Genomic DNA, 14851 nt, shown 5'->3' on the forward strand with positions numbered 1-14851 from the left:
GAACCCGCCGCCCGACCCGGCGACTCGGCTCGGGTGGGCGTGCGGGTTTCCCCGGCCAGCGCGTGGTGGGTGCTGATTGCCGGGGTGGTCGGCCTGCTGGCGTCGATGATGCTGACGGTGGAAAAGATTCAGGTCCTGCTCAACCCGTCATACACACCGTCGTGCAACCTCAACCCGGTGCTGTCATGCGGCTCGGTGATGGTCACCCCGCAAGCTTCGCTGCTGGGCTTTCCCAACACGCTGATCGGCATCGCGAGTTTCACCGTGGTCGTGGTCTCGGGCGTGCTGGCTGTAGCGAAAGTGCCTCTACCCCAATGGTATTGGATTGGACTTGCAACGGCAACGGCACTCGGCGCCGGATTGGTGCATTGGCTGATATTCCAGAGCCTCTATCGGATCGGGGAACTCTGCCCCTACTGCATGGTGGTCTGGGCGGTCACCATGCCGCTGTTGGTGGTGGTGGCATCGATCGCGCTGCGCCCGGCGTGTGAAAATAGCACGGCGGCGCAAACGCTTTACCGGTGGCGGTGGTCGATCACCGCGCTGTGGTTCACCGCGGTAATCCTGCTGATCCTGACACGGTTCTGGGACTACTGGTCGACGTTAATGTAGTTTTCGGCAGGGGGTACGCGTGATCTCCAAAGTCCTGGTCGCCAATCGCGGAGAGATCGCGATCCGGGCGTTTCGTGCCGCCTACGAGCTGGGCATCGGCACCGTCGCCGTCTACGCGTACGAGGATCGCAACTCACTGCACCGGCTCAAGGCCGACGAGTCCTACCAGATCGGCGAACCCGGGCACCCGGTGCGCGCCTATTTGTCGGTCGACGAGATCGTGGCAACCGCCCATCGGGCGGGCGCCGACGCGGTGTATCCCGGATACGGGTTCCTGTCGGAGAATCCCCGGCTGGCCGCCGCGTGTGCCGCCGCGGGAATCACGTTCGTCGGACCGGGTGTCGATGTGCTCAAACTGACCGGCAACAAGTCCCGCGCGATTGCCGTCGCGCGCCAAGCCGGCCTGCCGGTGCTCAGATCGTCCGCGCCGTCGGTCGCGGTCGACGAGTTGATGTCGGCGGCGGCGGGCATGGGGTTCCCGTTGTTCGTCAAGGCGGTTGCCGGCGGCGGGGGCCGCGGGATGCGCCGGGTCACCGATGTCGCCGAGCTTCCCGAGGCCATCGAAGCCGCCAGCCGTGAAGCCGCATCGGCGTTCGGGGATCCGGCGGTGTATCTCGAGCAGGCGGTGCTTAATCCCCGACACATCGAGGTACAGGTCCTCGCCGACAGCCGCGGTAACGTGATCCACCTCTTCGAGCGGGACTGCAGTGTGCAGCGCCGCCACCAGAAGGTTATCGAACTGGCGCCGGCGCCGAATCTGGATGCGGCGGTGCGGGATATGATGTGTGCCGACGCGGTAGCATTCGCTCGCCATATCGGCTACAGCGGTGCGGGTACCGTGGAGTTCCTGCTGGACGAACGCGGTCATCACGTCTTCATCGAGATGAATCCGCGAATCCAGGTGGAGCACACCGTAACCGAAGAGGTTACCGACGTCGACCTGGTCTCGGCTCAGTTGCGCATCGCGGGTGGTGAGTCACTGGAGGAGCTGGGTTTGCGCCAAGCGGAGATCCGGCCGCACGGCGCAGCGTTGCAATGCCGGATCACCACCGAGGATCCGGCCAACGGGTTTCGTCCCGACACCGGCCGCATCAGTGCCTATCGCACGCCCGGCGGCGCGGGCATCCGCCTGGACGGCAGCACCAATCTCGGCGCGGAGATCGGCGCGCACTTCGATTCCATGCTGGTCAAGATGACCTGCCGGGGACGCGATTTTCACACCGCGGTGGCTCGGGCCCGGCGCGGCGTGGCCGAGTTCCGGATTCGCGGGGTGGCGACGAACATCCCGTTCCTGCAGGCGGTTTTGGATGATCCCGACTTTCAGGCCGGCCGCATCACCACGTCGTTCATCGATGAGCGCCCACAACTGCTGACCGCGCGAACCTCGGCCGACCGCGGCACGAAGATTCTCAACTACCTGGCCGACGTGACCGTCAACCAGCCGCACGGACCCCGCCCGGCGACGGTCTACCCGCACGACAAGCTGCCCGAAACCGATCTTGCGACCACGCCACCGCCGGGCTCGAAACAGCGGCTGGACCAGCTGGGTCCCGAGGCCTTTGCCCGGTGGCTGCGCGACTCGCCGGGCGTGCGGGTCACCGAAACCACTTTCCGCGACGCCCACCAGTCGCTGCTGGCAACCCGGGTGCGCACCGACGGCCTGGTGACGGTGGCGCCGTATATCGCACGGCTCACGCCCGAGCTGTTGTCCGTGGAGTGCTGGGGCGGCGCCACCTACGATGTGGCGCTGCGCTTCCTCAAGGAGGATCCCTGGGAGCGGCTGGCCGCGATCCGGGAAGCGCTGCCCAACATCTGCCTGCAGATGCTGCTTCGTGGCCGCAACACCGTGGGCTACACACCCTATCCCGCCGTGGTGACCTCGGCCTTCATCGACGAGGCCGCCCGCACCGGGATCGACATCTTTCGGATCTTCGATGCGCTCAACAATGTTGAGTCGATGCGTCCGGCGATCGACGCGGTGCGCGAAACCGGTTCCGCTGTAGCCGAAGTCGCGATGTGCTATAGCGGTGACTTATCCGATCCCGGTGAGAGCATCTACACCCTCGACTACTATCTGAAGCTCGCCGAGCAGATCGTGGACGCCGGCGCGCATGTGCTGGGCATCAAGGACATGGCCGGGCTGTTGCGGGCGGATGCCGCGCACCGGCTGGTCGGTGCACTGCGCAGTCGCTTCGACCTGCCGGTGCACGTGCACACCCACGACACTCCCGGTGGTCAGCTGGCCAGTTATGTGGCGGCCTGGCATGCCGGAGCCGACGCGGTCGACGGGGCCGCGGCCCCGCTGGCCGGCACCACCAGCCAGCCCGCGTTGAGTTCGATCGTGGCCGCCGCAGCGCACACCGAATACCACACCGGGCTGTCGCTTTCGGCGGTGTGCGCGTTGGAGCCGTACTGGGAAGCATTGCGAAAAGTCTATGCCCCTTTCGAATCCGGGCTGCCCGCGCCGACGGGCCGGGTGTATCGTCACGAGATCCCCGGTGGCCAGCTGTCCAATCTGCGTCAGCAGGCGATCGCTTTGGGGCTCGGTGACCGTTTCGAGGAGATCGAGGAGGCCTACGCCGGGGCCGACCGGATTCTGGGCAGGCCGATCAAGGTCACCCCGACGTCCAAGGTGGTCGGCGATCTGGCGTTGGCATTGGTCGGCGCGGGGATCAGCGCGGAGGAATTCGCTTCCGATCCCGCACGATTCGATATCCCGGAATCGGTGTTGGGGTTTCTGCGTGGGGAGCTGGGTGATCCGCCCGGCGGCTGGCCCGAGCCGCTGCGCAGCGCAGCGCTTTCCGGTCGTTCGGCGACCAAGCCCACCCAAGAGCTGTCCGCAGCCGATGAAGCGTCGCTGGTGCTGGCCGGGCCCAAGCGGCAGGCTACCTTGAACCGCCTGCTGTTCCCTGGTCCGACAAAGGAATTCGAAGAACACCGGCAAACCTACGGGGATACCTCGCAGCTGTCGGCCAACCAGTTCTTCTATGGCCTGCGCCGCGGCGAAGAACACCGGGTGCGCCTGGAGCGGGGAGTGGAACTGCTCATCGGGCTGGAGGCCATTTCCGATCCGGACGAGCGTGGTATGCGAACGGTGATGTGCATCATGAATGGGCAGCTGCGCCCGGTCGAGGTGCGGGATCGCAGCATCGCCGGCACGGTTGTGGCCGCGGAGAAGGCAGACCGGAGCCGGCCCGACCACATCGCCGCACCATTCGCCGGCGTCGTGACCGTGGCGGTGTCTCCCGGAGATCGGGTGCGCAGCGGGCAGACCATCGCCACCATCGAGGCGATGAAGATGGAGGCCCCGATTACCGCGCCCCGGGATGCCACCGTGGAGCGGGTCGCGGTATCGGGCACCGCCCAGGTGGAGGGTGGGGATCTGCTGGTGGTGTTGCGCTGACGCGGATCATCGCCGGGGTGGCCGGCGGGCGGCGCATCGCGGTGCCGCGGCGGGGAACCCGCCCGACCACCGAGCGGGTGCGCGCGGCCTTGTTCAATGTGTTGACCGCGCGCCTGGAGATGACCGGACTGTCGGTGCTCGACCTCTACGCCGGTTCGGGCGCGCTCGGGCTGGAGGCGTTGTCGCGCGGAGCGGCGTCGGCGATCTTCGTCGAGTCCGATCGACGCAACGCGGCGGTGCTCGAGCGCAACATCGCGGTTTTGGGCTTGGCGGGTGCGACGCTGCACCGCGGCACCGTGGCCGCGGTGCTGGCAGGCGGCACCGACTCCCCGGTAGACCTGGTGCTGGCCGATCCGCCGTACCGTCTCGGTTGCGCCGAGATCGAGGCGATGGTCACGGCGCTCACCGCAAACGGCTGGGTGCGTGCGGGAACCGTCGCGGCGATCGAACGTCCCGCCGGCCACCCGCCGTTGAACTGGCCTGCCGGGTGGCGCCCCTGGCGGTCACGGGTCTACGGCGACACCCGCATCGAGCTGGCCGAACGATCCTGAGCTTGCTGCTAGCGTCTCCGTCATGACCGCTGGTGACCATGCGAAGCGACGCGATGGGGCAGGGGGATTGGGCCACCTGCGGTGCCGGTTTTCCGGGTGCGCGGAAGAGCACGCGGAAGGGCACTGTTCATGAGTGGGGCGGTGTGTCCGGGATCTTTCGACCCGGTGACATTGGGCCACATCGACGTCTTCGAGCGCGCGTGCGCCCAGTTCGATGAAGTGGTGGTCGCGATCCTGACCAACCCCGCCAAAGCGAGCATGTTCGGCCTGGAGGAGCGGATGGCGATGATCACCGAGTCGACGACGCACCTGCCCAATTTGCGGGTCGAGGCCGGCGAGGGTCTGGTGGTCGACTTCGTCAGGTCGCGCGGGCTCTCCGCCATCGTGAAGGGGCTGCGTACCGGCACCGACTTCGAATACGAGCTGCAGATGGCGCAGATGAACAAGCACATCGCCGGCGTCGACACGTTTTTCATCGCGACCGCACCGCGCTATTCGTTCGTGTCGTCGTCATTGGCGAAAGAGGTCGCGATGCTCGGCGGCGACGTATCCGACCTGCTACCCGAACCGGTGAATCGTCAGCTGCGCGAAAAGCTGTCCCGGGGAAGGTAAATCGCCTGAACCATTCGTCTGGGCAGCCGCAGTTCGTCCGGCGCTACGGTGGGTCGTCATCTTCGGGGCGCAGGAGCTTTCTCGGGGTGGTGGCAGGTGTTGGTTGTGGGCCGTCCGTGATCGAGGCGCGCGGGCGGGAGCCACTCGGTGGGCCGTCTTTACGTTTGCGGGTGGCGGGGCCGCAGGCGAGGGTTCGATCGTCGATGTGGGATCCAAGCGCTCGGCGATCGCCGACAACTGCCGGCGGGTTAGCGCAGCTCGCGCTGATCGCCGGATGCCGGCGCCCGGGCTATCGCTTGGTCAGCCGCAGCCGCCAGGCGTCCGGCCCGCGCTGCTGGTAATCGACGTCGATCCCGCCTGGGCAGCGGTGGTCAAGTTGGCGCAGCAGGGGAATGGGGTCATGGGGAGCCACCAACACCAGTGCGGCACCGGGGGGAACGGCATCGAAAGCCCCGAAAACGGTCGCATGCCGAATCGAGTGCGCCACCTCGCGGACATCGAGAACGGGATCGTCGGTGTCGGATTCACCACAGCCGCACGCCGGTGCCGGTGCAGCACCAGTGGCGGACTGGCGATCACCGAGGAGTTCATGCATGCCGCGGGCGACCTCGGCGAGAAAGACCTCCGGATCGGCGGCCACGAGCGGCAGGATGCGCTCATTCTCGTCGGTCAGATGCGCATCGAACAGCACCCGCAGGGCCCGGCCGCTGGCCGCGGCGCGCACCGGCGGTTCGACGCGGATCCGATTGATTAGCGAGCCGATGCTGCGGTGTGTCGCGATCATCGATTCGATCAGAGGCCGGGCGGGCTCGCTGCGGGCGGCGGCCGGGTACAGGTGCGCCTCTTCGGCGGCGGCGTGCGGCAATAACTCATCGGCCAGAAAGCCCAGGGCGGCTTCCCGCGCCGGCTCGAAGCCGACACCCCGTTCGGCCGCCGCCAGCATCGCCTCGGTGAACGCCGCGAGCTGCCCGGCGAGGTGGGCGTGGTGATTCTTGATGGCTTCGACGGCCTCGGCGTCGGCCGCTGTGGACGCGACGATCACTTCGTGGGCTGGCATGGTCGGTTCCTCTCCGTTGACCGCACCGATCCGTCGACCGCACCGCCGCGAATGTGACGGATTGCCCGGTGCGCACCGGTCCACAATTTACTACAGTATTTTCCGTGGAAAAAGGGCGGCTCCGCCCGGCGACCTTGGGCCCCGAGCCGGCGCCGGTGCACGATATCCCCGCGGCACTGTCCGGGCAGCGGCTCCGGGTGCTCGAGTACGTGCGTGCGCATTCCCCCGTCCGGGTCGTCGACGTGGCCGCCGGTCTCGACCTGCACCCCAACACCGTGCGTGAGCACCTCGACGCGATTGCCGGACAGGGGCTCGTCGAGCGCTCCACCGCATCCCCGCTCGGGCGCGGGCGCCCGGCCGCGTGGTATCAGGCGTCGAGTGCCGATCCGTTCGTAGCGGTCCGCGACTACGCGGGCCTGGCGACCGCACTGGCCGGTCATCTGGCCCGCACCAGCACCCAGCCGGAACGCGACGCGCGGGCCGCCGGTATCGAGTGGGGGCGGGAGCTGGCCGACGAGCTCACCCACCTCGACGGCGATCCGCGACGGGCGGTGCTCGAGGTACTGGCTCGCCTCGGCTTCGCACCGGACGACGACACCGACACGCCGGGCGCCCGCGGAGGCATCGCACTGCGCCGCTGCCCGTTGCTGGACGCGGCCCGCCGCTATCCCGCAATCATCTGTCAGGTCCACCTCGGCATCGTCGAGGGCGTGCTCGAGCGACTCGGCGCCCGCACCGGACCGGGCCTCGACCTGATTCCGTTCGCCGAACCCGGCGCCTGCCGGCTGTTTCTGCCCTATCCGATGCCACGAACCGATGATTGACCGCCGAATCTCGCCCCGGGCGCTGCTGCTGCTGCCCGGTGGATTCGCGCTGCTGGCCGGCCTTGACGCGGCGCTGCTGCTGCTGGGGCTGCCCGCGCCGGTGGGGGCCACCCGGCTGACCGCAGTGCACGGCATCCTGCTGGTCCTGGGGTTCGTGGGCACAATGATCGCCCTGGAACGGGCCGTGGCCGTGCGTCGGTGGTGGGCCTACCTGGGCCCGATGCTTCTCGGCGCGGGCGCGGTGGCGCTGGCCACTCCGGCCCCTCGGCGCCTCGGCGGCGTGCTGCTGTTGGCCGGGTCGGCGACGCTGATCGCGGTCTACGTTCCGCTGTGGCGGCGGGCCGCCGACGTGGCGGTGCTGGTCCAGGTTGGCGGTGCGGTGCTGGCGACCGGCGCGGCGCTGTTGTGGGTGGGCGGTGTGCCGGTCCCCGATCTGCTGCCGTGGCTATCCGGGTTTTTGATCCTCACGATCGTCGGTGAGCGCCTCGAACTCGCCCGCGTGGCGATGACCGATACCCGGGCCGAGGCGCTGCTGGCTGCCGTTGCGGGGGCGATCGTCGCGGGCACCGTCGCCGCGTTGCTGTGGCCGGCGCCGGGGTACCCGCTGCTCGGCGCGGCACTGGTGGCCGCCGTGGGGTGGCTGGGCCGATTCGACGTCGCCCGCCGCACCGTGCACGCGGCGGGCCTGCCCCGATACCTGGCGGTGGGTGTGATCGCCGGTTATGGATGGCTGCTGGTGCCGGCGTTGAGTTGGCTGCTGGTCGGCCGGGTGCGTTCCGGGGGCGGCTACGACGCGGTGGTGCACGCGGTGATGTTGGGGTTTGTGATGTCGATGGTTATGGCGCACGCACCCGTGATTCTGCCGGCCGTGCTGCGCCGCCCGCTGCCCTACACCAGGGTGATGTACGGCCCGGTGGCGCTGTTGCATCTGTCGCTGCTGCTGCGCCTGGTGGTCGGTGACGCGCGCGGCATCTCCTGGGCGGTGCGGGCCGGTGGGGTGCTGAATGTTGTGGCTGTGCTCGGATTCCTCGGCGTCACAAGCTATTCGGCGTTGCGTGCAGCTGGCCGGGTGCCGACATGAACCGCTCGGGATGGCATCTGCGCGTCGGGGCGGTGGTGTTCGCCTGGCTCGGCGCGCTCGTCGCGGTGGCAATTGCCCACCGATTCCTTCCGCTGTCGGGCTGGCTGCTGATCCACCTGCTGGGGCTGGGTGCGGCCGGCAACGCGATCCTGATCTGGAGCCGGCATTTCACCGACGCCCTGCTACGCCGGGCGCCGGACCCCGCGCGCACCGCAGAAGCGGCCACCATCGGGGCTTTCAACGCCGGCGCCGTGACGGTGATCGCCGGCATGCTGGGCCGCTGGTGGCCCGTCGTGCTGATCGGCGGTGTGGTCGTCGGTGCCGTCGCCGTGGTGCACGGCGCGACCCTGGCACGGCAGCTGGGCACCGCGTTGCCGGCCCGATTCGGCGTCACCGTGCGTTATTACGTCGCCGCGGGCTGCTGCCTGGCGCTGGGTGCGGGCCTGGGCGTGGTGATGGCGAATCCCGAGCTGGCGGGCGACTTTCACGAGCGCCTCGTGATCGCGCATGCGGCGGTGAACGTGTTCGGCTGGGTGGGGCTCACGGTCCTGGGCACCCTGGTCACGCTCTGGCCGACGATGTTGCGCACCCGGATGGCCCCCGGGGTTGAGGGGGCCGCCCGGCGCGGCCTGCCGCCGCTGCTGATCGCGCTGGCCGTCGCCGTGGGGGGCGCGGCGGTGGGATCACCGCCGGTCACCGGCGTGGGCGCCGCCGGCTACCTCGGCGCAGCCGGCCTCGTCCTGCGCCCGCACCTCGACGAGATCCGCCGCAAGCGGCCCGCGGACTTCGCCACCTTGTCGGTGCTAGCGGGCGTGGCCTGGCTGCTCGGATCGCTGGCCTTCGCCGCGGTCGCGCTGGTGATCTCGCCGACCTGGCAGGCGGCGGTGACGGCGGCCGGCAACCTCACCGCGGCGGTGCTGGCCGGCTTCCTGGTGCAGGTGCTGCTGGGGTCACTGAGCTACCTGACCCCCGTCGTGATGGGCGGGCGCTCCGCCGCGCTGGCGGCAAGCACCGAGCTCGAGCGGGGCGCCCCGTGGCGGCTCGCCGTCGCCAACGCCGGGCTGCTGCTCTGCGTGCTGCCAACCCCGAGCCTGGTGCGGGTCGCCGCGTCCATGCTGGTGTTGGTGTCCTACGCGGTTTTCCTGCCGCTGCTGGTTCGCGCGGTGTGGCGGGCCCGGCGGTCTCGGGGCGCACCATCGGCACCGGGACAGCCGCAACCGGCTCCGGCGCGGCGTCGGCTCGGTGTCGCCGCCGCGGGTCTGGGCGCCGTGGTGCTGGCAGCCGCGGGCGGAGTGGCCGCCGACCCCGCATCGCTGGGTATCGGCGTCTCGCCGCGGGTCGCGGTGACCGCCACCGGGCACACCACCGCGGTGTCGGTGCGCATCAAGGGCATGCGCTTCGTGCCGGATACGGTCGAAGTCCCTGCCGGGGATCGGCTGCTGATCAGCATCGTCAACGACGGGACCGACCAGCACGACCTGGTGCTGGCCAACGGCGCCCGCACCGGTCGGATCGCGCCGGGTCAGACGGCGGTCCTCGACGCCGGGGTGATCGGCGCGAACCTCGACGGCTGGTGCGCGGTGGCCGGACACCGGCAGCTGGGCATGACGTTCTCGGTCCGCGTGACCGGGGCGACCGGACCCACCGGGCGCCCCGGCCGCAGCGACCCGGGGCAGCCCGCACCGATATCCGCCGCCGCCATCACCCGCAGCCTCGGCGCCGAGCCGGGTCCGGGCTTCACCCCGCGTGCCGCCGCGCTGGCCCCGGCAACCGCCGATCACCGCATCACGTTGTCGGTGACCGAGGTCCAGCGTGAAGTGTCCCCCGGAATCACCCAGCGGCTTTGGACATTCGGGGGCACCGCACCGGGACCCACGTTGCGGGGCAAGGTCGGCGATGTTTTCGAGGTCACCCTCGTCAACAACGGCACCGTCGGACATTCGATCGATTTCCACGCCGGGACGCTGGCTCCCGACGAGCCGATGCGCACCATCCTGCCCGGCCAGCGTCTTTTGTACCGATTCACCGCGACGCGCGCCGGCATCTGGCTGTACCACTGCTCCACGATGCCGATGTCGTTGCACATTGCCAACGGCATGTTCGGTGCGGTGATCATCGACCCGCCGGATCTGCCGCCCGTCGATCGGGAGTATCTGATCGTGCAATCGGAGATGTATCTCGGGGCACCCGGAGGCGGGGCCGACCCGGCCAAAGTTGCGGCGGACAAGCCGGACCTGGTGGTGTTCAACGGCTACGCCCGGCAATACGACCATGCCCCGCTCACCGCGAGGGTGGGCGAGCGGGTGCGCGTCTGGGTGCTTGCCGCCGGACCGAACCGAGGCACCTCCTTCCACATCGTCGGGGGGCAGTTCGACACCGTGTGGGCCGAAGGCGACTACCGACTCCGCGGGGGCGCAGGCGGCGCCCAGACACTGGGCCTGTTTGCGGCCCAGGGCGGATTCGTCGAACTGACCTTCGGCCAGCCGGGTCATTACCCGTTCGTGTCACACGCGATGGTCGACGCCGAACGCGGTGCGCACGGCATTATCGAGGTAGTCGGGCGCTAACGCGTCGTGAACACCGTTTCCGGGGCCGGCTACCCTGGCACCGCCCACGATCCAGAGCCCCCGCAGAACAGCCCAGCTATCGTTACGCCCACCATGCCGGAGCTGATCGCCCATCACAATGGCATTCGCCTGTGCTATGAGCACACCGGAGGCGCCGGAGACCCGTTGCTGTTGATCGCAGGGCTGGCTGCCGACAAGCACTACTGGCCCGATGGTTTCTGTGATGCCTTGGTGCATAAGGGATTTCAAGTTGCACGGTTTGACAATCGGGATTCGGGCAGATCCACCCATCTGGATCACCTCCGCGCTCCGTCCCGCCGGGCCGCGCGGCGCGACCCGGCGGCCGCTCCCTACAGCCTCGAGGACATGGCCGGGGACGCGATCGCGGTTCTCGACGCACTGGGCTGGGACGCGGTGCACCTTGTGGGGCACTCGATGGGCGCGATGATCGCCCAACGGCTGGCCATCGGCTACCCCGCGCGCGTGCGATCGCTCACCGCTATCAGCACCACACCGTGCCCCGACATCGGCCGGCTGAGCGTGCTGACCATGCTGCGCCTGTCGTGGGCGGTACCCGGCGTGCTGACCCGAAAGCCGCCACGCGGACCTGCCGAGGCGGGGGACTGGCTGGTGCGCCAGCACCGTGTCATCGGCTCGCCCGGCTATCCTCCTGACGAATACCGGCTGCGCCGACTCGGCGAACAGATGTACGCCCGAGGCGGATTCGATCCGGCGGCACGGGCGCGACAAACCGCGGCAATGATGGCCGGCACCGACTGCCGGCCCGGGCTTGCGCACCTGCGCATCCCCACCGTCATCCTGCACGGCCGGCGCGACCCCGTCATCCGCCCGGACGGTGCACGCGCGACAGCCGCTGCCATTCCCGGCGCGAAGCTGATGCTGCTGCCAGGAATGGGTCACGACCTACCAGAACCGCTGTGGCCCATCGTCATCGACCAGATCAGGGCCGTTGCGGATCGGGCCGCGTCGGCCGGACCGTCCTGACGGAGCGCGTGCAACGGTTTGCCGGACGGCAGCGGCCGCGGTGGCTTTGGGGTACCCTGGCACGACCTGCGGTGCCGGGGCCCGACACACCGGGCGTTTCAGCAGGGTCACAGGCATACCATCAGGCACACTAGTAACAGCCGCGTCGGCCGGGTAGGTGAAGCCGGGAAGGGTGTTGCCGTGTACCGAGTCTTTGAAGCGCTCGACGAATTGAGCGCCATTGTCGAAGAAGCCCGTGGGGTGCCGATGACGGCAGGCTGCGTGGTGCCGCGCGGGGACGTTCTCGAGTTGATCGACGACATCAAGGATGCGATCCCCGGTGAGCTGGACGACGCCCAGGATGTGCTGGATGCGCGCGATTCGTTGCTGAACGAGGCGAAGGCGCACGCCGACTCCATGGTGTCTTCGGCGAGCACCGAGGCCGAGTCGATGCTCAACCATGCCCGCTCGGAGGCCGACCGGATCTTGGCCGACGCCAAGGCGCAGGCCGACCGGATGGTGGCCGAGGCGCGCCAGCACAGCGAGCGGATGGTCGGTGAGGCTCGCGAGGAAGCGGTTCGCATCGCCGCCGCGGCCAAACGCGAGTACGAGGCCACCACCAGCCGAGCCAAGGCGGAGTGCGACCGGCTGGTGGAAAGCGGCAATATCTCCTACGAGAAGGCCGTGCAGGAAGGCATCAAGGAACAGCAGCGCCTGGTCTCCCAAACCGAGGTGGTCCAGGCGGCCAACGCGGAAGCCACCCGGTTGATCGACGCCGCGCACGCCGAGGCCGACCGGTTGCGCGGCGAATGCGACATCTACGTCGACGCCAAGCTCGCCGAGTTCGAGGAATTCCTGAACACCACCTTGCGCTCGGTCGGGCGCGGCCGCCACCAGCTGCGCACGGCGGCGGGTACACACGACTACGCTACCCGGTGAATAACCGCCTCGAGGGGTCCGCGCCCAACGCCGCGCGCCGTAGGATTGCGCTATGGCGAGGCAGTACAGTCCGATCGCAAAGCGCCATCCGACCTCGCCGCTGACGGTCAACATCGCGCGGCTGGCTCGTCGCCCGGGAGCGGCATTTTCGGTGCGGGAAACGGTGCCCAGCCCGTCGCGCATCGGGATCGAGCTGATCGCGATCAAGCGCGGCGCCCCGCTGGAGTTGGACCTGCGGGTGGAGTCGGTGTCTGAAGGCGTGCTGGTGACGGGGACGGTGGCCGCACCTACCACCGGTGAGTGCGCGCGTTGCCTGACGACGGTCACCGGGCATGTCAAGGTCGCCCTCACGGAACTGTTTGCGTATCCGGACAGCACCACCGACGAGACCACCGACGACGACGTCGGGCGGATTATCGGCGACATCATCGACCTGGAACAGTCCGTCATCGACGCCGTCGGCCTGGAACTGCCGTTTTCGCCACTGTGCCGGGCAGATTGCCCCGGGCTGTGCCCGGACTGCGGCGTCCCTCTGGCCACCGCCGAGCCGGGTCACCGTCACGATCGGATCGACCCGCGCTGGGCGAAATTGGCCGGGATGCGCCCGGACGACGATGCGGGTCGGCCGTGAGCAGCCTGCTCGAGGCGCTCGGGGTGGACCTGCCGGAGGAGTTGCTGACCCAGGCGCTGACGCACCGCAGTTACGCCTACGAGCATGGCGGGTTGCCGACCAACGAGCGCTTGGAGTTTCTCGGTGACGCCGTCCTGGGGTTGATCGTCACCGAGGAGCTGTTCCGCCGCCATCCCGGGCGCTCCGAGGGGGATCTGGCCAAGCTGCGGGCCAGTGTCGTCAACACCCAGGCGCTGGCCGACGTGGCACGCACCCTGACCGATGGGGGTCTCGGTGCTCATGTGCTGTTAGGGCGTGGCGAGGCCAACACCGGGGGAGCCGACAAAGCCAGCATCCTCGCCGATGGGATGGAGTCTTTGCTGGGCGCGATCTACCTGCATCACGGACTGGAGACGGCGCGGCAGGTGGTGCTGCGGCTGTTCGGTGCGCTGCTCGACGCCGCACCGACCCTGGGTGCGGGGCTGGACTGGAAAACCAGCCTGCAGGAGCTGACCGCGGCGCGCGGGTTGGGTGCGCCGTCGTATGTGGTTACCTCCACGGGTCCGGACCACGATAAGGAATTCACCGCGGTGGTCGTCGTGATGGACACCGAGTACGGGTCGGGCGTGGGCCGCTCCAAAAAAGAAGCCGAGCAAAAGGCCGCGGCGGCTGCGTGGAACGCGCTGGAGAGCGCGTGAGCTAGATGCCCGAGCTGCCCGAAGTCGAGGTGGTGCGGCGGGGCTTGCAAGCCCACGTGGTGGGCAAGACCATAACGGCGGTCCGGGTGCATCACCCCCGCGCGGTGCGGCGGCACGAGCCCGGGCCGGCCGACCTGACGGCGCGGCTGACCGGCGCCCGGATCGGCGACACCCAACGGCGCGGCAAGTACCTGTGGCTGACGCTGGGCGGGGGAGACACCGCCTTAGTCGTCCACTTGGGCATGAGCGGGCAGATGTTGCTCGGGACCGCCCCCCGCGCCGACCACGTCCGGATCTCGGCCCTGCTCGACGACGGCACCACACTGAGCTTCGCCGACCAGCGGACATTCGGGGGCTGGCTGCTGGCCGACCTGGTAACCGTGGACGGCAGCGCCGTGCCGGCACCGGTAGCGCATCTGGCACGCGACCCGCTCGACCCGGCATTCGACGCCGCCGCGGTCGTTAAGGCGTTGCAGCGCAAGCATTCCGAGATAAAACGCCAGCTACTCAACCAGACCGTGGTGTCGGGCATCGGAAACATCTACGCCGATGAGGCGCTGTGGCGGGCGCAAGTGCACGGGGCGCGCATCGCCGCCGCACTGACCCGTCGGCAGCTCGCGGCGGTGCTGGCGGCGGCCGCCGCGGTGATGCGAGACGCGCTGGCCCACGGCGGAACCTCCTTCGATTCGCTGTACGTCAACGTCAACGGGGAATCGGGCTACTTCCACCGATCGTTGGACGTCTACGGTCGCGAAGGCGAACCGTGCCGACGCTGTGGGGCGGCGATCCGCCGGGAGAAGTTCATGAACCGCTCGTCGTTCTACTGCCCGAAATGTCAGCCGCGCCCGCGGCGCCGCGGCCGAGGCGCCTGAGACCGCGGTTGGCGCCGCCGGGTGCGCGACCCCACGGTGAG

General features: G+C 69.1%; 13 protein-coding genes and 1 pseudogene. 12 read left to right on the forward strand and 2 right to left on the reverse strand.

Annotated features, from left to right (window positions below; all coding sequences use genetic code 11):
• The first annotated feature begins 33 nt into the window (after positions 1-33).
• From QJR12_RS08365 to coaD, 4 genes are all read left to right on the forward strand, one after another.
• Positions 34-612 (forward strand): vitamin K epoxide reductase family protein, encoded by a 579-nt coding sequence (locus QJR12_RS08365; RefSeq protein WP_300581242.1) that lies wholly within the window; start codon positions 34-36, stop codon positions 610-612.
• Between the two features lie 19 nt (positions 613-631).
• Positions 632-4015: a pyruvate carboxylase gene (locus QJR12_RS08370; protein WP_300580668.1), complete on the forward strand. Its 3384-nt coding sequence runs from the start codon at positions 632-634 to the stop codon at positions 4013-4015.
• Positions 4012-4566 (forward strand): 16S rRNA (guanine(966)-N(2))-methyltransferase RsmD, encoded by a 555-nt coding sequence (rsmD, locus tag QJR12_RS08375; RefSeq protein WP_300581244.1) that lies wholly within the window; start codon positions 4012-4014, stop codon positions 4564-4566. Before QJR12_RS08370 ends, rsmD begins: the two co-directional genes overlap by 4 nt.
• Before the next feature lie 129 nt (positions 4567-4695).
• Positions 4696-5178, forward strand: coding sequence for a pantetheine-phosphate adenylyltransferase (coaD, locus tag QJR12_RS08380; protein WP_300580671.1), 483 nt, complete (start codon positions 4696-4698; stop codon positions 5176-5178).
• A 43-nt stretch (positions 5179-5221) separates the two neighbouring features.
• Here the strand turns inward: coaD and QJR12_RS08385 are convergent.
• Both QJR12_RS08385 and QJR12_RS08390 read right to left on the reverse strand, forming a co-directional pair.
• A pseudogene (locus QJR12_RS08385) lies at positions 5222-5350 on the reverse strand (hypothetical protein); the annotation flags it as partial.
• Between the two features lie 117 nt (positions 5351-5467).
• Positions 5468-6235 carry a DUF2249 domain-containing protein gene (locus QJR12_RS08390; protein ID WP_300580674.1) on the reverse strand — a complete coding sequence of 256 codons (768 nt, stop codon included), beginning with the start codon at positions 6233-6235 and terminating at the stop codon, positions 5468-5470.
• Positions 6236-6390: 155 nt separating this feature from the next.
• Between QJR12_RS08390 and QJR12_RS08395 the strand changes: the two genes are divergently transcribed.
• The 8 genes from QJR12_RS08395 to mutM all read left to right on the forward strand — a co-directional run bounded on the left by QJR12_RS08395 (position 6391) and on the right by mutM (position 14810).
• Positions 6391-7059: a transcriptional regulator gene (locus tag QJR12_RS08395; RefSeq protein ID WP_300581247.1), complete on the forward strand. Its 669-nt coding sequence runs from the start codon at positions 6391-6393 to the stop codon at positions 7057-7059.
• Positions 7052-8140 (forward strand): hypothetical protein, encoded by a 1089-nt coding sequence (locus QJR12_RS08400; protein ID WP_300580678.1) that lies wholly within the window; start codon positions 7052-7054, stop codon positions 8138-8140. The genes QJR12_RS08395 and QJR12_RS08400 overlap by 8 nt, the downstream gene beginning before the upstream one ends.
• Complete coding sequence (locus QJR12_RS08405; protein ID WP_300580681.1) at positions 8137-10707, forward strand: multicopper oxidase domain-containing protein; 2571 nt, start codon at positions 8137-8139, stop codon at positions 10705-10707. Before QJR12_RS08400 ends, QJR12_RS08405 begins: the two co-directional genes overlap by 4 nt.
• A 93-nt stretch (positions 10708-10800) precedes the next feature.
• Complete coding sequence (locus QJR12_RS08410; RefSeq protein WP_300580683.1) at positions 10801-11712, forward strand: alpha/beta hydrolase; 912 nt, start codon at positions 10801-10803, stop codon at positions 11710-11712.
• 180 nt (positions 11713-11892) lie between these two features.
• On the forward strand, positions 11893-12630 hold the full coding sequence (gene sepIVA / locus QJR12_RS08415) for a cell division protein SepIVA (protein ID WP_300580686.1): 738 nt from the start codon (positions 11893-11895) through the stop codon (positions 12628-12630).
• A 52-nt stretch (positions 12631-12682) separates the two neighbouring features.
• Positions 12683-13261, forward strand: coding sequence for a DUF177 domain-containing protein (locus QJR12_RS08420; protein WP_300580689.1), 579 nt, complete (start codon positions 12683-12685; stop codon positions 13259-13261).
• Positions 13258-13938, forward strand: coding sequence for a ribonuclease III (gene rnc, locus QJR12_RS08425; RefSeq protein ID WP_300580691.1), 681 nt, complete (start codon positions 13258-13260; stop codon positions 13936-13938). Before QJR12_RS08420 ends, rnc begins: the two co-directional genes overlap by 4 nt.
• 5 nt (positions 13939-13943) lie before the next feature.
• On the forward strand, positions 13944-14810 hold the full coding sequence (gene mutM, locus QJR12_RS08430; RefSeq protein WP_300580694.1) for a DNA-formamidopyrimidine glycosylase: 867 nt from the start codon (positions 13944-13946) through the stop codon (positions 14808-14810).
• Positions 14811-14851 lie beyond the last annotated feature (41 nt).

It is taken from the genome of Mycobacterium sp., from assembly GCF_029961025.1.
GTDB lineage: Bacteria > Actinomycetota > Actinomycetes > Mycobacteriales > Mycobacteriaceae > Mycobacterium.